Raw genomic sequence first — 18,342 nt, 5'->3', positions numbered from 1 at the left:
ATCAGCCCTTGGCTGTCTTGCGGTTGCGCAGGATGTGCTCATGCTCTGCGTCGTAAAGGGCCGAGTCCTTGAAGGTGCGGTGACCGAGCACGTGACCCACCAGCACCAGTGCCGTGCGCGTGAGTTTTTCGGCGCGAACCTTTTTTGCAATGTCGCCGAGCGTGCCGTGGATGAACTGCTGGTCGGGCCAGCCCACGCGGAAGGCCACCACGACCGGGCACTCCTCGCCATAGTGCGGAATGAGCGAGCGCTGGATGTGGGCGAGGTTGCGTACCGAAAGATGGATCGCCAGCGTCGCCTTCGAGGCACCGAGCTTCTCGAGTTCCTCGCCGGGCGGCATGGCCGAGGACTGCATGGAGGTGCGGGTGAGGATCACCGTCTGTGCCACTTCCGGCAGCGTGAACTCGGTCTTGAGGGCGGCCGCAGCGGCGGCGAAGGCGGGCACCCCCGGCGTCACGTCATAGGGAATGCCAAGCGCATCGAGGCGGCGCATCTGCTCCGCAATGGCGCCATAGAGTGAGGGATCGCCCGAGTGGACGCGCGCCACGTCCTTGCCCTCCTCGTGTGCTGCCTTGATATGGCCGATGATCTCGTCGAGGTGCATGGGCGCCGTATCCAGCACCAGTGCGTTTGCGGGCGCGGCCTTGACGATCTCCTCAGGCACCAGCGAGCCCGCATAGAGGCAGACCGGGCAGGACTGGATGATCTTCAGTCCACGGACGGTGATGAGGTCAGGTGCGCCGGGGCCTGCGCCCACGAAATGAACGGTCATGTCGGTCCCATTTTCTTGGCGTAGCCGCGGGGGGTGTAGGCATAGGTCCTGCCGTCGCCGCGCAGGATGGCGCGAGACTGTGACGCGCCCACCATGACGATGGTGAGCATGTCGACATCCTCGGGCTGGAACTGATCGAAGCGGATGATGCGCACCTGTTCGGTGGGCCGCCCGAGGTTCGAGGCCAGCACCACGGGTGTTTCCGGCTTGCGGTGCGGGCGCAGGATGTCGAAGGCCTTCACGATCTGGTCGGTGCGCTTGAGCGAGCGCGGATTGTAGAAGGAGATGACGAAATCACCCTCTGCCGCGGCGGTGACGCGCTGGATGATGGTCTCCCACGGCGTCAGCAGGTCTGAGAGGGAGATGCAGCAGAAGTCATGGCCGATGAGCGCGCCGGCGCGGGCGCTTGCCATCTGGAAGGCGGAGACGCCGGGGTGCACCGTGACGGCGATGCGGCTGGGCTCGCGGTCGATGAGTTCATAGACGAGGGCGGCCATGGCGAAGATGGCGGGATCGCCCGAACAGACCAGCGCCACCTGCTTGCCCTGCCTGGCAAGATCGATGGCGTGACGGCAGCGCTTCTCCTCGTCACCGAGCGGAAAGTCGTGGCGGGTCTGGCCGTTGCGGCGGTCCTCGGCGAGATCGAGGTAGAGCGAATAGCCGACCCAGTCGGTGGCGTTCCACAATTCGAAATCAGCATCCGGCGTGAGATAGCGCTCGTCGCCGGGGCCGAGGCCGATGAGGGCGACTGAGCCGCGCTGGCGTCCCTGTGGATTGGTGAGATCATCGGCGGAGGCCGCCTGGGCAATCGCAATGGTGGCACGCTTGCTCTTCACCTTCGGCACGATCAGCTTGCCCGCGGGGCCGGCAAGCGCAAGGGCAGCGGCTTCAGCGACACCGGGCACACCCACTTCCAGCTCCACCACGGCAGACGGCGTGACGAGGCGCGGCGCTTCGGCCTTCAGCTGTTCGGCGGTGAAGAAATAGAGGTTGCCGAACTGGGTGATGGCAGGCTCGTCTTCCTTGAGGTCGATGGAGCCATACTGGTGCACCGACTGCGGCGCGAGATTGTGCTTCGCCAGCGTCTCGTCCAGCAACTGCCTCACCTCGGCGGGGTCCGTTCCGCGCTCGCAACCGATCCCTACCGTCAGCACATGGGGGTGATAGACGAGATGTTTCGGCCCACCCGCCACGCGGTGGATGGTGACCTCCTGCACAATGTCTTCGCCGCGAAGGCGTGCAGCAGCTGCCGCCTTGTGGTCCTCGCGGTTGGCGAGGACTGCGCCCGAAGGCTCGTCGAGTGCATCACCGAACACCACATCACTTGCGGTGGTGATGGCGGCATGGGCGCCGGTGGCGGCCGCGATGCGCCGCGCAAGATCGTTCGCGCCAAGGTGCCCGCCCAGCAGTGGCACCACGCTTGAACCATCCTCGGCAACTGCGACGACGGGCGCCTCACGGGACTTGTCGCGAAGCTGCGGGGCGACCGCGCGGATCAGGATGCCCGAGGCACAGACACCCACCACCGCGCGCGAGAAGCGGAAGGCGCGGGCGATGGCGTGGGTTGCCTTGTCGTAAGACTCGTCGACGCCGTCCATTCCCTTCGGCCCGTGAATGACGCCACCCACGGCGGCCTTGATGGCGGCGGCAACGGGCGGGGCAGAAGGGCCGAGCACGAAGATGGACAGGGGACGCTTTGCCATCTCAGACCCTGACGATGATGGTGGTGAAGTAGGGCAGGCTGTCGTCCGCAATCGTCTCAACCGGCTGAATCGCCTGATCATCCTGCGTCGCCTTGGTGATGGCGGTGGCGCGGGTGATGAGATCAAGAGCCGAGAGCACCTGCTTCACCTTGCCGAAGTGGCGGCCCACCTTGATGATGGCCGCCGTCTGGCAGGTGGCAAGTTCATCGCGCAGGCGGTCGGCATCCATGGTGGCGGGCAGGACCTTCAGCACGTCGTCGCGGCGCGACAGGGGCTGACGCAGCTCCGCAGCACAGGCCGTGACCGAGGTGACACCCGGCACGACAACGCACTCGAAGGACTTCGCCAGCCGCTCGAACACGTAGATGAAGCTGCCGTAGAAGAAGGGGTCGCCCTCGCAGAGCATCACCACGTCATCTCCGCGGGCAAGGTGCGTGGCGATTTCCGCTGCACCCTGATCATAGGCGGCTTGCGCAGGCTCGCGCTCGGTGCGCATGGGAACATCGATGATGATCTCCTGCGCATCATCTGGCAGGAAGGGGGCGGCGATGGAGCGGGCGGTGCTGTCGCTGCCGTTGGCGGCGAGATAGGCAATGACCTTCGCCGTGGAGAGAAGGCGCCAGGCCTTCACCGTCATGAGTTCGGGGTCACCGGGGCCGACGCCGACGCCATAGAGTGTGCCGGGGCTGCTCATGGCTTGACGAGCCGCCATTGCGTGACGGCCATGCGGGGCCGCATGGCGCGCAAGTTGCCGACGCGGGTGAGCACCGAGACATCGATGCGCACGAGTTCGCCGCCGAATTTTTCCTGCAGGTCGTAGAGGTGCATTTCGCCCTCGAGCGTGACCACATTGGCGACCATGCGGCCACCGGGGCGAAGGCGCTCCCACGCACCCTCGAAGGTGCCAGGTTCGGAAATGCCGCCGCCGATGAACACCGCATCGGGCGCAGGCAGCGCATCATAAGCCGTGGGCGCGGCGTGGGGTACGATCTTGAGGCGGGGCGTGCCGAGCGCATCGGCATTATGGGCAATCATGGCGCGGCGGTCGGCATCGGGCTCGATGGCGATGGCCTCGCAGCCCCGCACCGCCCGCATCCATTCGATGCCGACGGAGCCGGAGCCCGCGCCCACATCCCAGAGCAATTGATCGGGCGCCGGTGCGAGGGCCGCCAGCGTTGCGGCGCGCACCTCGCGCTTGGTGATCTTGCCGTCGTGGCGGAAGGCGTCGTCGGAAAGGCCGGGCACACGTGACCAGATTTTGGCATCTGCCGCGGCGATGCAGTGCACGGCGAGCGTGTTGAGCGGTGACCAGCTGCGCGCCGGCATGGCGTGGGCGGCGAAGTGTTCCACCTTTTCGCGCGGACCCCCCATGTTCTCGAGAACGGTGACGCCGCTTGCGCCGAAGCCCCGCGCCACAAGACGGCGGCAGACTTCCGCGACCGAAGTTTCATCTTCGGTGAGGATCAGGAGGCGCACGCCGGGCTGGATGAAGCCCTCCACATTGGCGGCGGGACGGCCATGGATGGTGAAGCAGTCGCAATCGGGCAGCGACCAGCCGATCCGCGCCGCCGCAAGCGAGAAGGCAGAGAAATGGGGGATGATCTCGGTCTCGTCCTTGGCCACGAAGGTGAGGATCTTGCGGGCCACACCGAAGTTCATGGGGTCGCCGGTCGCCAGCACCACTGTGGGCTCGCCACGCAGCGCCTTCAGCTGCTCGACCACGGCGGCGAAGGGCTGCGGCCATTCATGACGCTTGGCGGAGGAGGCAGGCAACATGGCGAGCGTACGCTCCGAACCCACCACATGCTTTGCCGTGGCGAGGGCGTGACGGGCGCGGGCGCCGAGGCCCTCGAAGCCGTCTTCGCCGATGCCTGCGATGGTGAGCCAGTGGCTCATTCATTGCCTCCGAGGAGCGCGTTGATCACTGCCGCGGCCATGGCTGAGCCTCCCTGCCGGCCACGCAGGGCGAGGAAGGGCACGCCACGCGGATTGGCGATGAGCTGTTCCTTGCTTTCGGCAGCACCCACGAAGCCCACGGGCAGCGCCACGATGGCGGCAGGGCGCGGTGCGCCTGCATCGATGATGTCCATCAGGTGGAAGAGGGCGGTCGGGGCATTGCCGATCACCACGACGGAACCCTGAAGATGGGGCCGCCAGAGTTCGACGGCAGCAGCAGAACGGGTGTTGCCGATCTCCGCCGCCACTTCCTTGGTGCGCGGATCGTTCAGCGTGCAGATGATCCGCTCACGGTCGGGCATCAGTTTCGCGATGATGCCGTGACGCACCATCTCGGCATCGACAAGCACCTTGCCGCCAGCCAGCAGCGCCACCTCAGCGGAGGGAACGAAATCCGGCGAGATCACGAGGCTCTTGGCGATATCGGTCATGCCGCAGGCATGGATCATGCGGCGGGCCACGGCCCGGGCATTTGCAGGAATCAGGGAAAGGTCGGCTTCCGCGTCGATCATCTGGAAGGATAACGCGTAGATCTCGTCAGGGTTCTTCAAATAGGCGCTCATTTCTTGTCCGGCTTGAGGGTGCGTGGCCCCAGCGGATGATCGGCATGCGGATAGGGTGTGTGGGTGTGGCCATGGTCATGATCGTGCGAATGGCCGTGGCCGTGATCATGGTGATGGTGGTCGTGCCCGTGATGGTGGTGATGGCCGTGATCATGCGCGTGGCTGTGCGCAGCCTCGGGGCGCGAGGCGAGTTCGAACGGGCCGTCCGCCGCCTTGCCGTTGGTGCCGATCCCTTCCACATGATGGTGGTGGCTTTCCTGCACCGCGCCCACTTCCGCCTCGAAGCCCAGAACCTGGGTGCGGTACTTGCAGAGCTGGCAGTTCATGGCGATGTCGCCGGTGATGATCTGCTCGAGACGTTCCACGAAGGTCTCGATCACTGCTGGATGATCATTGAGATAGGGTGCCTTCACAAACTCGATTTCGGGATGGCGGGCCGCGACCGCATCCGTCGCATCATAGATGCGGTCGACGAGAATGCCGGTGAAGAGGAAATAGGGGAACACCACGATCCGCTTGAAGCCGAGGCGCACGCAATGCTCGAGACCGGGCTCGACCAGCGGGAAGGTGACGCCGGAATAGGCGACCTCGCCCCAGCCGAAGCCGAAGCCTTCCCACAACATGCGCATGACCTTCGAGACGTTCGAGTTCGCGTCCGGGTCGGAGGCGCCGCGGCCCACCACCACGAGCAGGGTCTCGTGCCGCGAGATGTGATCGCCCGCCGCCTTCAGCGCCTGCTCGATGCGGTCGCCGGCGGCGCGCAGCATCTTGGGGTCGATGCCCAATTCCTTGCCATAGTTGATGGTGATGCCGTTCTGCGCCGCATAGGTGTTCAGCACTGACGGAATGTCATTCTTGGCGTGGCCGGCAGCGAAGAGCATGCCCGGCACGGCGAGCACGCGGTTCACGCCCTCGGCGCGAAGCTTGTCCAACCCGTCGCGGATGATGGGGGTGGCAAATTCGAGATAGCCGAACTCCACGGGATACTGCGGCAGGCGGTCCTTCAGGTGTCCGGCCAGCACGGCAAATTCACGCACCGCATTCGTGTCGCGGCTGCCGTGACCACACAACATCACACCAAGTTTCTCGCTCATGTCCTGCCTTCCGAATGTCATGCAGTCCGGCGGAAAGGGCCGGTTGGAAGGCAGCTCCGTCTTGGCGCCGCTCAGGGTCCGCCGCACCGGAATGTCTTTCAGCTTCTGGAGAAGCACTGCTGCCCGCCCTTATAGCGCGGTGCGCTTGCCCGGCAAGGCGGATTGCGACATTCTGCAGACCCTGACCGGAGGACAGTCATGCGGCAAATCAGCCTTGTTCTGGCGGTGCTTGCGGGCGCAGGCGCGGCCCATGGGGGCGAGATCTACGGCAACGCCCGCTTCGGCTTCTTCGCGGAACTGCCGCCCGGCTTCACCGTCGCCGACCCCGAGCCGGAAAACGGCGACGGGCGGATCTTCCACACTGCCGACCGCAGCGCCGATCTGGTGCTGTCAGGGGGCTGGACCATGGACGGCGATTTCGTGGGCGAGGTGGCGCAGGACAAGGCCTACGAGACGGATGACGGCTGGACGATCACCTATCAGGGCACGGTCACCAAATCATCGGCCAGCTATTCCGGCACCAAGGGCGACCGCATTTTCTACGCCCGCATCATCATCACCTGCGGCGGCGACGCCCATGCGGCCTACCGCCTCGAATATCCTGCCGCGCGGAAGACGGAGTTCGATGCCGCGATCAAGCTGCTCAACAGCACGCTGAAGCCGGGCGAAGGGAGCTGCGGCTAACGCATCGTGCGAGCAAGTGGAATCCACTTGCGACGCGAAAGATGCGTTAAAACAAATGTCTGGCGCAACTTTCCTCTCTCAAATCGTTCCGATTTGATCGTCCGTTGCGCTAGAATTCCACGCCGGCCTGCGCCTTCACGCCCGAGCGGAAGGGATGCTTCACCTGTTCCATTTCGGTGACGAGGTCCGCGATCTCGATCAGTTCGTCGCGCGCGTTGCGGCCGGTGATGACAATGTGCTTGTCCATCGGGCGGGCTTTCAGCACCTCGAGCACTTCATCCATCGGCAGGTAGTCGTAGCGCAGCACGATGTTCAACTCGTCGAGCATCACCATCTTGTAAGTGGGATCGGCGATCAGCTTCTTCGCTTCCTCCCAGCCTTCACGGGCGTGCGCGATATCTCGCGCGCGGTCTTGCGTTTCCCAGGTGAAGCCTTCGCCGACCGCCTTGATGGTGACGAGATCGGGGAACTTCTCCAGCACGGTGCGCTCGCCCGTGTCCCACGCCCCCTTGATGAACTGGATGACACCCGACTTGAAGCCGTGCCCGATGCAGCGGAAGACCATGCCGAAGGCGGCGGTGGACTTGCCCTTGCCCTTGCCGGTGTGGACGATCAGCAGACCGCGCTCGATGGTCTTGCCCGCCATGATCTTGGCGCGGGCAGCCTTCTTCTTGGCCATCTTCTCGTGATGGCGGGCAAGGTCGTGGCTATTCTCGTCGTTGTCGTGGGAGGTGTCGTCGCTCATCTCTGCAAATCTCTCAGGCGGTCGTAGGTGGAATTGAGGCGCGGCTGCCACAGCCCCCGCGCAATGGCGTCCTCGAGCCGTGCCGCGATTTCCTTCAGCGCCTGCGGATTGTTCTCGGCGATGAAGCGTCGGGTGTCATCGTCCACGAGATAGGCGTCATAGGCAAGGTCGAAGTGGTGGGACTTCACCGCGTCCGCCGTGGCGGCAAAGGCGAACATGTAGTCGACCGTGGCGGCAATCTCGAAGGCGCCCTTGTAACCGTGGCGCTTCACGCCGGCGACCCACTTGGGATTGACGACGCGCGAGCGCACAACCCGCGCGACCTCTTCATCAAGGGTGCGCACCACGGGGCGCTCGGGGCGGGAGTGATCGTTGTGATAGCTGACGGGCTTCCTGCCCGAGACGGTTTCAACGGCGGCACTGAGCCCGCCTTCGAACTGGTAGTAGTCGTCGGAGTCGAGCAGATCGTGCTCGCGGTTGTCCTGATTGTGGATGACGGCTTCGACGGCAGCGAGGCGGCGGCGGAAACTTTCTTCGGAGGGAAGGCCTTCCGCCTTTGCGCCATAGGCATAGGAGCCCCAGGTGACAAAGGCGGCGGCGAGATCGGCACGCGTCTCCCAGATGCCTTCATCGATCATGGCCTGCAAGCCTGCGCCATAGGCACCGGGCTTCGCCCCGAAGATGCGCTGCCCGGCAAGGGTGCGGGCCTCCGCATCGCTCATGCCGGCGGCGGCAAGAGCCTTCGCCTCGCGCCGCATGCGTGCCGAGATGGGGTTGTCGTGTTCACTTTCGTCGAGGCTGCCCACGCTCTGCATTGCCTTGTCGAGCAATTCGATCTGGGCCGGGAAGGCATCACGGAAAAATCCGGAGATGCGCATCGTCACGTCGACCCGCGGACGGCCCAGCACGGCAGGCGGGATCACTTCGAAACCGGTGACGCGCCAGCTTGCCGTGTCCCATTGCGGCTTCACCCCGATCAGCGCGAGGGCCTGCGCGATGTCGTCGCCGCCGGACCGCATGTTGGCCGTGCCCCAGGCCGAGAGGGCAACGGAAATAAGGTGTTGCCCGGTATCCTGGAAGTGGCGGGTGAGCAGGGCATCGGCGGATTTCTTGCCCAAGGTCCACGCCGCAGGTGTGGGCAGCGTGCGGTTGTCGATGGAAAAGAAGTTGCGGCCCGTGGGCAGCACATCGAGACGCCCGCGCGTGGGCGCGCCCGAGGGACCGGGTGCGACGCGCTGGCCCGCAAGCCCGTGCAACAGGTTGGCGATCTCGTTCTGCGCTGAGGCCGCAAGAGCCGGGCGCAGCGTGGCGGTGATGGTCTCGATGACCGCAGCAGATGCGGGACCGGGCGATGACGCTCGTCCTTCGACCACGGCCTGCGCAAGGAGTTCGAGCCGCTCCACCGTATCGCCCGTGCTGCGCCACGGCGCATCGGAGAGAGCCTGCAGTTCCGCGGGCCGCGGACCGCTCCACGGTTCGGCAAAGGCGCAGGCGAGCGGATCGAAGCCGAGGCCGAAGTCCTGTGCCAGCGCGCGCACCAGCGATTGGTCGCCGCCTTCGCCTTGCCCGCGCTGCACGCGGGTGAGTGCCACGAGAAGGTCGGTCTCCTGCTGGCCCTGCGGTGCCGCGCCCAGAATGTGCAGGCCATCGCGGATCTGCGCTTCCTTGAGATCGCAGAGATAGGCGTCCAGCCGTTGCAGATCGGCCTCATCGTCACCGGTAAAGCCCGCATCCTGATCGAGGCGGTGCTGACGGGTGAGGTCGAGGATGTTCTCCTTCAGCGCCGCAACACGGCGGCGATCGAGGCCTGAGGCGAGATAGTATTCGTCCACCAGCGCTTCGAGGTCCTTGAGCGGGCCGTATGACTCGGCACGGGTGAGGGGTGGCGTGAGGTGGTCGATGATGACGGCGGCGGTGCGCCGCTTCGCCTGCGTACCTTCGCCGGGATCGTTGACGATGAAGGGATAGAACTGCGGCAGGGGGCCGAGTGCAATCTCCGGCCAGCACGACGCCGAGAGCGCCGTCGCCTTGCCCGGCAGCCATTCGAGATTGCCGTGCTTGCCGTTGTGGATGATCGCCTGCGCGCCGAAGTGGTGGCGTAGCCAGAGATAGGTGGCGAGATAGCCGTGCGGCGGCACCAGCGCCGGATCGTGATATGTCGCCTTCGGATCGATGTTGTAACCGCGCGCGGGCTGGATGCCGACGACCACATTGCCGAATTGCAGCAGCGGCAGGTGGAAGGCATCGCCCGTCACAAACGGGTCCTTCTCCGGCGCGCCCCAGCGGGCCTCCAGCGCCGCGCGAGCCTCGGGCGGCAAGGCTTTGAAGTGACTCACGTATTCCGCAATCGGCAGCGTGATGGCGGAGGTCTTGCCGCCTGAGGCATTGGTGCGCCCCGCCTGCAACGCTTCGATCAGGGCATTGCCGCTCTCGGGCACATCGCGCACGTCGTGCCCCTCGGCGGCAAGCGCGTTCAGAATGGCGATGGTGCTGGCGGGTGTGTCGTAGCCCACGCCGTTGGCAATGCGGCCATCCTTGTTGGGATAGTTGGCGAGGATGATGGCGGTCCGGCGCTCGCGCGCGGCCGTGTGGCGAAGCCTGGCCCAGTTGGCGGCGAGATCGGCCACGAAGGCGATGCGGTCCGGCACGGGGGCATAGGTGACGATGCGGCAGTGGCTGCGAGCATGCCATTGCGCATCGGCCTTGAAGGAGAGGGCGCGGGTGGCAATGCGGCCATCGAGTTCCGGCAGCACGACAGACATGGCAAGGTCCTTGGCGCCGAGGCCGCGCGCAGACGAGCGCCAGTCAGTCTCGGTGCTTCCAGCGAGCGTCACTTGCAGCACCGGGCAATCGAAGGGGGCGAGCGGGTCCTGCGACTCGTCACCCACCGCAAAGGCGGTGGCGTTGATGATCACGTCCGGTGGCGCGTCGCTCCACGTGCTGCGGATCAGGCCCTGGCTTGCGGGGTCCTTCAGGCTCGCGATGTAGAGGGCCGACACGGCAAGACCACGGGCCGACAGTTCCTCGCACAGAAGGTCGATGGGTTTTGTCTGCCCGCCCTCGGTGAGCGAACGGTAGAACAGGATTCCGACCCGGCCCACCGTGCCTGCATCAGTGCGATAGACAGCTGCAGGCGGGAAGGATTGCGGCAGCGGCACATCGCCTTCGCCCGTGAGCAGCGCGGCGCAGTATTGCAGCAGCGCCATCGCATTCTCCGGACCACCTTGCGCAAAGTACTGGCGCAGGCGCTCGGCCTCGGAAGGAGCGATCGTCGAGAGTGCGGACGTTGCAGGATCAGGCGTACTGCCACCGGGCAGGATCGCGAGCTTCGCACCCGTCTCCGCCGCCAGCGCCCGCAGCGACGCCACGCCATAGGGCCAGTAGCTCTCACCGCCCAGCAATCGCACCACGATCAGCTTCGCGTTCGCCAGCGTGCGTTCGCAGTAGAGATCGACTGAATAGTTGTGCTGCAGGAGCATCAGGTTGGCGAGGCGCACCTGCGGAAAGCTTTCGCCCAACCTGTCGAGCGCGCCCGCGAGATTGGCGAGTTCGCTGTCTGCCGCCGAGAGGATGACGATGTCGCCCGGCGGCTGCTTGAGATCGATTGCCTCCGCAGCGCCGTCGACAACGCCGGATGTGGTGGCAAGGAGGTGCATCAGCCCTGCAGCGCGGCTTCGATCGCCTTGCGGTCCATGTGCTTTTCGCCGATCACCACGAGGCGGGTGGCGCGCTCTTCGCCCTTGGCCCAGGGCCGGTCGAAGTAGCTGTTGAGGCGCGGCCCCACGGCCTGCAGCAGCAGGCGCGAGTCCGAGCCCGCCACATCGGCAAAGCCCTTGATGCGCAGGATGTCGTGGCCGGCGATGGTGCGCTCCACTGTCTTGAGCAGCGCCGCGCGGTCCTGCTTTGCCGGAAGCTCCACGATGAAGGTGACGAAGTCATCGTGGTCGTGCTGCTCCTCGCCTTCCATCTCGTGATGCGAGAGGCGGTTGTGCATGTCGTCCTCGGCCTTGCCCTTGACGCCGAGCAGCACCGAGAGATCGACCGCACCGTTCTGCGCTGCCACAAGCCGCGTGGCCGGGCGAAGCTTGCCCTTGAGCTCATCGGCGGTCGCCTTGCGCTCCGTCTCGCTCAGCAGGTCCGACTTGTTGAGGATCACCATGTCGGCGGCATTGAGCTGGTCCTCGAACAGCTCCTCGATCGGGTTCTCATGATCGAGGTTGGGATCTTCGGCGCGCTGGGCGGCGAGCGCCTCCTCGTCATCGGCGAAGCGGCCTTCTGCCAGCGCCTTGCCATCCACGACCGTGAGCACGCCATCGACCGTTACCTGCGCCTTGATGTCGGGCCAGTTGAAGGCCCGCACCAGCGGCTGCGGCAGGGCAAGCCCCGAGGTTTCGATGATGATGTGGTCCGGTTTCTCGCTGCGGGAGAGCAGCTTCGTCATGGTCGGCACGAAGTCGTCGGCCACGGTGCAGCAGATGCAGCCGTTGGCGAGTTCGATGATGTCGTCCTCGCCGCAGGCGTCATTGCCGCAAGCCTTGAGGATCTCACCATCGACGCCCACGTCGCCGAACTCGTTGATGATGAGGGCGAGCTTGCGGCCCTTGGCATTGGCAAGCACGTGACGGATCAGCGTGGTTTTGCCAGCACCCAGAAAGCCGGTGATGACGGTGGCCGGAATTTTCTCGCTCATGTTTCAAGCTTCTGGGCAAAGGAGGGAAGAATGCGGCCCAGGAGCCAGCCCATCACCAGCCAGAACACGGCGGCACACGCCAGCGCATTGGCCGCAAAGTCTGCCGCCAGGCCGGGTGGAACCGACGTCTCACCTTCGGGAGCGACGGGAGCGCCGATGATGTGGGGCAGGGCCAGCAGCACCACGCCAAGGGCGAGCGCCCAGTATTCCTTGCGGATGGCAAAGCAGTAGATCGCGGCACCGGTTGCGATGATCGTGCCGACCCACCAGATCTGGCGGGCAAGCAGATCAGCCACCGGCATGCCCGGAATTTCAGGGGCAAGACCCGCCCCCGTGGCAACATGCACGGCGAGATAACCGCTCAAGCCCCACACCCACCCGTTGGCCCGGGTGATGGGCACGTTGAGCAGCAGCGAGAGCCCGGCAAGAATGGCTGCAAAGCCGCCGCCCGCGAGAAGCGACGCCACGCCGGTGAGGCCGATGCGCTCAAGGCCGGGTGCGGGCTCCCATTCGGTGCCGCCGTCATCCGGGCACATCTTCATGCCCGGCATGGTTTCCTTGCAGGCTGGCGCGGCGGTCTCTCCGGCGGCCTGGCCGGCCGCTTCCTTCTTGGCGTCATCCGTCTTTTCATAAACCTCGGCAGCTTGGATGAGGGGGGTGAGCCTGAAGTTCTGGAGAACTGTCAACACCCCGCCAGCGAGCAGGCCGGCGACAAGTGCCGCCAGCACATAACGTCCGATCATGTGAGGAGCTCCGGCTTAGTGGCAGGGAAAGCCGATAGCGTGGCGCGTATCGTGCGCCGCGTTATGCACAGCCGAAATGTGGGACAAGCCCACGGCGAACACCATGCTGACACCGATCAGAAGGCTGATCAGGCCGGCCGTAGCGCGCTGGGAAATGGAACGGGAGTTGGAAATCGTGTTGGTGGTCATGTCACCCTCCGTGCGACCAGATGAATTTTGGGCATGGTTAGCCCGGCGTCTTGTCCGGCAGGTCTCCTGACTTGCGGCTCTGGCGGAGGTGGCGTCTTCCCGGTGTTACCCAGTGACATATGCCACATCCTCGCCGCTCACAGTTGCGGGGGCAGTCGCGGATTTGGCCCCGATTGGGTCATCCTCACCGCGTTCCCTGTTCGGCTTCGACCCTCCTGGGTCTTCAGCACCGGACCATGGAGGAATGCCCGATGCCCCCTGCGCCGTCAAGCCGATTGCCGCCTCCTGAATGAGACGAAACGACAAGGCTTCGTTAACCTGGTCTATACGCGCCCGTGGCAACAGGTTATGATTCACGGGTGGATCGCGATGGCTGGGGCAAATTCGAAAACGGCACATGAGGTGACCAATCAGCTTTGGTCGCACCGCCGCGTGATCCTGTCGATCGGGCTTTTCTCCTGTATTTCCAATCTCTTGATGCTGACAGGCTCGATCTTCATGATGCAGGTATACGATCGCGTCCTGACATCTGGGAGCGTCCCCACACTGATTGCCCTCACGCTCATTGTGGCCGTGCTCTACCTCTACTACGGTTTTCTGGAGGTGGTCCGCGCCCGGCTCATGGTGCGGATCGGGCGGAATTTCGAGGAATCACTCCGGGGCAGGGTTTTCGATGCGGTGGCCATGCTGGCTCTGCGCAAGGCGCCTTCCACCGGCGGCCAGCCCGTCCAGGACATGTCAACGATCCGCCAGTTCCTCTCGGGCCAGGGACCCTTCGCCTATCTCGACATGCCGTGGGTGGTGATCTACCTCGGCGTCGTCTTCGGCCTTCACCCCATACTCGGTATTGCAGGTGTTTCGGCCGCTGTTCTCATCTTCGTGCTTGCGCTGCTCACCGAACGCGCCACCCGCAAGCCGGTGGCCGCCGCGACTGCCGCGACTGTCGCTGCCAGCGCCATGAACGAAGAGGCACGCCGCAACACTGAAGCCATGCATGCCCTCGGCATGAAGGCGATGATGCGCGACAGGTGGGCCAGCGAACAGCAGGCCGCCCTCGATGCCAGCACCTTGGCCAGCGACCGCGGCGGCATCTTCGGAACGGGTTCGCGCGTTTTCCGCCTGATGGTGCAGTCCGGCATGCTGGCGCTGGGCGCCTGGCTGGCGCTGAAGCATGAGATCACGCCCGGCACCATCATCGCCTCGTCGATCATCATGTCGCGCGGCCTTGCCCCCATCGAGCAGGCGGTTGCCAACTGGCAGCAGTTCCTTTCCTTCCGCAAGGCGGTGGCACGCCTCGACCAGGTTCTGGCCGCGGTTCAGCCGGTGAGCGATCCCATGCCGCTGCCGCCACCCAAGGGGTTGCTGGAAGTCGAGAACCTCACCGTCGTGATGCAGGGCCAGGAAAAGCCGGTGCTCCAGAATCTCAGCTTCACCGTGAGGCCTGGTACCGGCCTGGGCGTCATCGGCCCCACGGGAGCAGGCAAGTCCACGCTGTCTCGCGTGCTTGTTGGCGTGCTCGAACCGGCGCGCGGCAGCGTTCGGTTGGATGGCGCCACCTTCGATCAGCGCAGCGAGGCCGACCGTTTCCGCTACGTGGGCTACTTGCCACAGGACGTGCAGTTGTTCGATGGCACAGTGGCGCAGAACATCTCGCGCTTCGCAAAAGAGCCGGATGCAGCGGGAATAGTCGCGGCGGCAAAGCTCGCCAACGTTCACTCCCTCATCATGCGCCTGCCGCAGGGTTACGACACCATGCTGGGCGAGCAAGGGGCACGCCTCTCCGCCGGACAGCGCCAGCGCCTGGCGCTTGCCCGCGCCCTCTATGGCGATCCCGCCCTTATCGTCATGGACGAACCCAATTCCAATCTCGATGCCGAAGGCGAAGCCGCCCTCGATGCCGCCATTCGCGCCGCGCTGCAGCGCGGTGCTGCCCTTGTCATCGTCGCCCACCGCCCCAGCGCCCTGCAGGCGGTCGACGATGTGCTCGTGCTCGCCGAAGGCAAGCAGGCCGCCTATGGCCGCCGCGAGGATGTTCTCAAGCAGGTGACGCGTCCGCGAAGCGTTGCAAGCCCGGACGGCCCGTCCCGCGTTTCCGCCACACCCGTGATCGCACTTCCCGAGATGAAGGCCTGACGGCATGGACACCACCCGCTCCACACGGACCCTAATCATCGCCGGATATGTCTCCATCATCGCCATGGTGGGCGTGCTCGGCGGCTGGGCCTATTCCGCCAACATCAACGGTGCGGTGATCGCGCCCGCCACGCTTGTGGTCGAAAGCTATTCCAAGAAAGTGCAGCACTCGGAAGGCGGCATCGTCTCGCGCATCCTCGTCAAGGATGGCGACCGGGTGGTGAGCGGGCAGGACGTGCTGCTGCTCGACACGACCGAGGCCAAGGCTGAACTCGGCATCCTCCAGGGCATGCTGGATGAACTGATGATCAAGAAGGCAAGGCTCGAGGCACAGCGCGACGGCAGCAATGACCTCGCCGTGCCGGCTGAGCTGCAGCCTCGCGCGGGCGAGCCGACAATCGCCTCCATCATCGCAGGGCAGCAGAAGCTGCTCGTCTCCTCCAACGACCTCGACAGCGGCAAGGTGGAACAGCTTGAGCAGCAGGTCCAGCAGCTCAACGAGCAGATCGCCGGCATCGATGCCCAGATCACCGCACAGACCACCCAGTCCGAACTGATCGAGCAAGAACTCGAAGGCCTGCGCAAGCTCCAGGAGCAGGGGCTTGTGCCCAACAGCCGCGTCCTGTCGACCGAACGCGAGGCGGCGCGGCTCAAGGGCGTGCAGGCTGAACTGGTCTCGAACCGGGCCGGGGCTGAATCCAAGATTGGCGAAGTGAAGCTTCGCATCCTCCAGATCAACGAAGACCGCCGCACCCAGGCGCTGGGCGACCTGCGCGACACCGAAGCCCGCATCGCCGAGCTTCAGGAAAAGCGCGTGGCGGCGTCGGCGAGGCTTTCCCGCACCAGCATCAAGGCACCGATCACCGGCACCATCTATCAGCTTGCCGTTCACACCGAGGGCGGGGTCATCGGCCGGGGCGACACGCTGATGCAGATCCTGCCCGAGAACGACGATCTCGTTCTGGAGGCGAAGGTCATGCCCAACGACATCGACCAGGTCACGACCGGTCAGCCGGCGCAGGTGCGCTTCCCGGCCTTCAATGCCCGTCTCACGCCCGAGGTGGGCGCCGAGGTCACGCAGGTTTCTGCCGATGTGACGCGGCCCGACAACAACACCTCACCGTTCTACTCCGTGCGCCTCACCATCCCGGCCAAGGAGCTGCAACGGCTCGGCACCCAGAAGCTGAAGCCCGGCATGATGGCGGAAGCCTTCATCCAGACCGAGGCGCGCTCGCCGCTCACCTATCTGGTGAAACCCCTGTGGGATCAGATCGCCCACGTGTGGCGCGAGACATAACGTCAGGCCTGGCACAGGGTGTTTGCCCTTTCTTAACACCTGAGGCCCAAATTCTCCCGGCGGGGCAACTCTCTTTTAACCCTAACTCACCATTATCGCGGACCATGAAAGTTCGTCGCGTATCGTTTGCGTTTGTCAGTGCTGCGTTTCTTGCCGCGTTTGCCACGAATGGCAGTTCTGCTCTCGCCAGTTCACCGTCCGCCTCGCTCAGCCTGACGCGGGACGCCTACCAGGCATTGCAGGCCGGCAATCCGGATGCGGCGATTGCATCCTACACCGAAGCCATCAACTCCCGTCAGCTCGAGAAGGAAGTGCTCGCCAATGCGCTTCTCAACCGCGCGCTGGCCTATCAGCAGAAGTCAGCCGACGAGCAGGCGATTGCCGATTACACCCAGGCACTCGCGCTTGACTCCATGTCGCCGGCGCTGCGCGCCACGGCCCTCTACAACCGCGGCCTGTCACGCGAGAAGCTGAACAACCTTCCGGGTGCCGTCGAGGATTTCACCTCGGCGCTGCTGCTCAACCCCGATTTCGCCCATGCCTATTACGGACGCGCCACGGCGCTGCGCGAGAGCGGACAGCTTCTCTTCGCGCTGTCCGACTATGAGCGGGCAATCGAACATCATCATCCCGACCTTGCCAAGGTGAACTTCGGCATGGCGCTCACCTATGTGGCACTGCGCCGTCCCATCGATGCCCGCCGCGCGCTGGCTTCCGTGCTCGCCGTGAATCCTGAGCATCAGGGTGCGCTTGCCGAGATGAACAAGCTCAATACCTCCGAGAATGCCGCCGTACAGGACGCCGACGCCGATCCGATGGCGACGGGTTCCGTTGCCGCCATCGGCAATCACGCGGCGCCTGTCGCCTCCACCGGTGTGGTGAAGGCTGTGGATGTGCCGAACGAAATGCAGTCTGCGGCCACGGTGAAGCCGAAGAAGCCGAAGAAGTATTTCGACCGCGTGCCTTCGATCGAGAACGCCAGCTACGTGGCTTCGGGAACGGGCGCGCTTGACCCGTCGAAGGGCATCACCGTCGATGAAGTTCCTGCCGTTCCCCCGCCGGAAAAGAAGGTTGTGGCTGCGGCTAAAACGCCTGCGCCCGCACCGGCACCCGCCGCCGAACCTGCCGCAACCGATACGGCCTCCGCCGAGCCGGTGTCTGATCCGGCTGTCGACGTTGCCTCCGAACCCGCGGCCGCCGAAACCACAGCTTCGACTGATCCGGCTCCTGAGGTGACGCAGCAGCCCTCGGGCTACATGGTGCAGATCGCCTCAGCCTCGAGCGAGGATGCGGCCTGGTCCACCTTCAAGAAGATGCAGAAGAGCAAGAAGGTGCTGCAGGGCCTCGAGCCCATCGTGGTCAAGGCTGACCTCGGCACCAAGGGCGTCTACTACCGCGTGCGCCTGCACTTCGAGGATCAGGCCCCCGCTGCGGCCGCCTGCAAGAAGCTCAAGGCGGGCGGCGTGCAGTGCTTCGTCTCGAAGTCCTGAACCGTCTCGCACTATGACAATTGAAAGGGCCCGCATGCGGGCCCTTTTTGCATGGCGTCAGTCCTTCAGCAGGAAGGTCACCTTCATGTTGACCCGCCACTCCGCCACCTTGCCGTTCTTCACCGTGCACTTGATCTCCTGAACCCAGGCGCCCTCGACATTGTCGAGAGTGGAGTCGGCCCGCGCGATACCCGTCTCGATCGCGTCCTCGATGGACTTGGTGGAAGATGAAGTAAGCTCAATCACTTTTGCGACGGCTGTCATGGCAGTCCTCCGGGTTTTG

General features: G+C 64.9%; 16 protein-coding genes and 1 riboswitch. Of the genes, 4 read left to right on the top strand and 12 right to left on the bottom strand.

Translation table 11 applies throughout. The features are described 5' to 3' along the window. Position 1 precedes the first annotated feature (1 nt). From cobM to QM801_RS09180, 6 genes are read right to left on the bottom strand one after another with little or no spacing between them, the layout of a single operon-like run. A complete protein-coding gene (gene cobM, locus QM801_RS09205) occupies positions 2-772 on the bottom strand; it encodes a precorrin-4 C(11)-methyltransferase (RefSeq protein WP_415018907.1) in 771 nt (256 codons plus the stop codon). Next, complete coding sequence (gene cobJ, locus QM801_RS09200; protein ID WP_415018906.1) at positions 769-2,475, bottom strand: precorrin-3B C(17)-methyltransferase; 1,707 nt, start codon at positions 2,473-2,475, stop codon at positions 769-771. The genes cobM and cobJ overlap by 4 nt, the downstream gene beginning before the upstream one ends. Before the next feature lies 1 nt (position 2,476). Beyond that, positions 2,477-3,169: a precorrin-2 C(20)-methyltransferase gene (gene cobI / locus QM801_RS09195; RefSeq protein WP_415018905.1), complete on the bottom strand. Its 693-nt coding sequence runs from the start codon at positions 3,167-3,169 to the stop codon at positions 2,477-2,479. After that, positions 3,166-4,371: a precorrin-6y C5,15-methyltransferase (decarboxylating) subunit CbiE gene (gene cbiE, locus QM801_RS09190; RefSeq protein ID WP_415018904.1), complete on the bottom strand. Its 1,206-nt coding sequence runs from the start codon at positions 4,369-4,371 to the stop codon at positions 3,166-3,168. Before cbiE ends, cobI begins: the two co-directional genes overlap by 4 nt. Continuing rightward, on the bottom strand, positions 4,368-4,994 hold the full coding sequence (locus tag QM801_RS09185) for a precorrin-8X methylmutase (protein WP_415018903.1): 627 nt from the start codon (positions 4,992-4,994) through the stop codon (positions 4,368-4,370). Before QM801_RS09185 ends, cbiE begins: the two co-directional genes overlap by 4 nt. Further along, the gene (locus tag QM801_RS09180) at positions 4,991-6,088 is read right to left on the bottom strand and encodes a sirohydrochlorin chelatase (RefSeq protein WP_415018902.1); all 1,098 of its coding nucleotides are present in this window, start codon (positions 6,086-6,088) and stop codon (positions 4,991-4,993) included. The genes QM801_RS09185 and QM801_RS09180 overlap by 4 nt, the downstream gene beginning before the upstream one ends. 198 nt (positions 6,089-6,286) lie before the next feature. Between QM801_RS09180 and QM801_RS09175 the strand changes: the two genes are divergently transcribed. Continuing rightward, the gene (locus tag QM801_RS09175; RefSeq protein WP_415018901.1) at positions 6,287-6,772 is read left to right on the top strand and encodes a hypothetical protein; all 486 of its coding nucleotides are present in this window, start codon (positions 6,287-6,289) and stop codon (positions 6,770-6,772) included. A 109-nt stretch (positions 6,773-6,881) separates the two neighbouring features. Here QM801_RS09175 and cobO read toward each other — a convergent pair whose 3' ends face one another. Genes cobO through QM801_RS09150 form a run of 5 tightly spaced genes read right to left on the bottom strand, consistent with a single transcriptional unit; the run spans position 6,882 to position 13,139 of the window. Further along, positions 6,882-7,517: a cob(I)yrinic acid a,c-diamide adenosyltransferase gene (cobO, locus tag QM801_RS09170; RefSeq protein ID WP_415018900.1), complete on the bottom strand. Its 636-nt coding sequence runs from the start codon at positions 7,515-7,517 to the stop codon at positions 6,882-6,884. Next, a complete protein-coding gene (cobN, locus tag QM801_RS09165) occupies positions 7,514-11,173 on the bottom strand; it encodes a cobaltochelatase subunit CobN (RefSeq protein WP_415018899.1) in 3,660 nt (1,219 codons plus the stop codon). The genes cobO and cobN overlap by 4 nt, the downstream gene beginning before the upstream one ends. Then, complete coding sequence (gene cobW / locus QM801_RS09160; RefSeq protein WP_415018898.1) at positions 11,173-12,207, bottom strand: cobalamin biosynthesis protein CobW; 1,035 nt, start codon at positions 12,205-12,207, stop codon at positions 11,173-11,175. Before cobW ends, cobN begins: the two co-directional genes overlap by 1 nt. After that, positions 12,204-12,950 (bottom strand): CbtA family protein, encoded by a 747-nt coding sequence (locus QM801_RS09155; protein WP_415018897.1) that lies wholly within the window; start codon positions 12,948-12,950, stop codon positions 12,204-12,206. Before QM801_RS09155 ends, cobW begins: the two co-directional genes overlap by 4 nt. A gap of 15 nt (positions 12,951-12,965) precedes the next feature. Beyond that, positions 12,966-13,139 carry a CbtB domain-containing protein gene (locus tag QM801_RS09150; protein ID WP_415018896.1) on the bottom strand — a complete coding sequence of 58 codons (174 nt, stop codon included), beginning with the start codon at positions 13,137-13,139 and terminating at the stop codon, positions 12,966-12,968. A gap of 38 nt (positions 13,140-13,177) precedes the next feature. Then, positions 13,178-13,388: riboswitch (cobalamin riboswitch) on the bottom strand. Between the two features lie 153 nt (positions 13,389-13,541). On the opposite strand from QM801_RS09150, the gene QM801_RS09145 reads away from it, so the two are divergent. The 3 genes from QM801_RS09145 to QM801_RS09135 all read left to right on the top strand — a co-directional run bounded on the left by QM801_RS09145 (position 13,542) and on the right by QM801_RS09135 (position 18,059). After that, the gene (locus QM801_RS09145; protein ID WP_415018895.1) at positions 13,542-15,272 is read left to right on the top strand and encodes a type I secretion system permease/ATPase; all 1,731 of its coding nucleotides are present in this window, start codon (positions 13,542-13,544) and stop codon (positions 15,270-15,272) included. Positions 15,273-15,276: 4 nt separating this feature from the next. Next, a complete protein-coding gene (locus QM801_RS09140) occupies positions 15,277-16,569 on the top strand; it encodes an HlyD family type I secretion periplasmic adaptor subunit (protein ID WP_415018894.1) in 1,293 nt (430 codons plus the stop codon). A 104-nt stretch (positions 16,570-16,673) separates the two neighbouring features. Further along, positions 16,674-18,059, top strand: coding sequence for an SPOR domain-containing protein (locus QM801_RS09135; RefSeq protein ID WP_415018893.1), 1,386 nt, complete (start codon positions 16,674-16,676; stop codon positions 18,057-18,059). A gap of 57 nt (positions 18,060-18,116) precedes the next feature. On the opposite strand, the gene QM801_RS09130 is transcribed toward QM801_RS09135, so the two are convergent. Continuing rightward, positions 18,117-18,323 (bottom strand): dodecin family protein, encoded by a 207-nt coding sequence (locus QM801_RS09130; protein ID WP_415018892.1) that lies wholly within the window; start codon positions 18,321-18,323, stop codon positions 18,117-18,119. Between the last annotated feature and the right edge of the window lie 19 nt (positions 18,324-18,342).

Origin of the sequence: Aestuariivirga sp. (assembly GCF_047600585.1) — a bacterium.
GTDB lineage: Bacteria > Pseudomonadota > Alphaproteobacteria > Rhizobiales > Aestuariivirgaceae > Aestuariivirga.
Note: the sequence above shows the minus strand (reverse complement) of the source record. Positions and strands in the feature narration are given on the sequence as shown.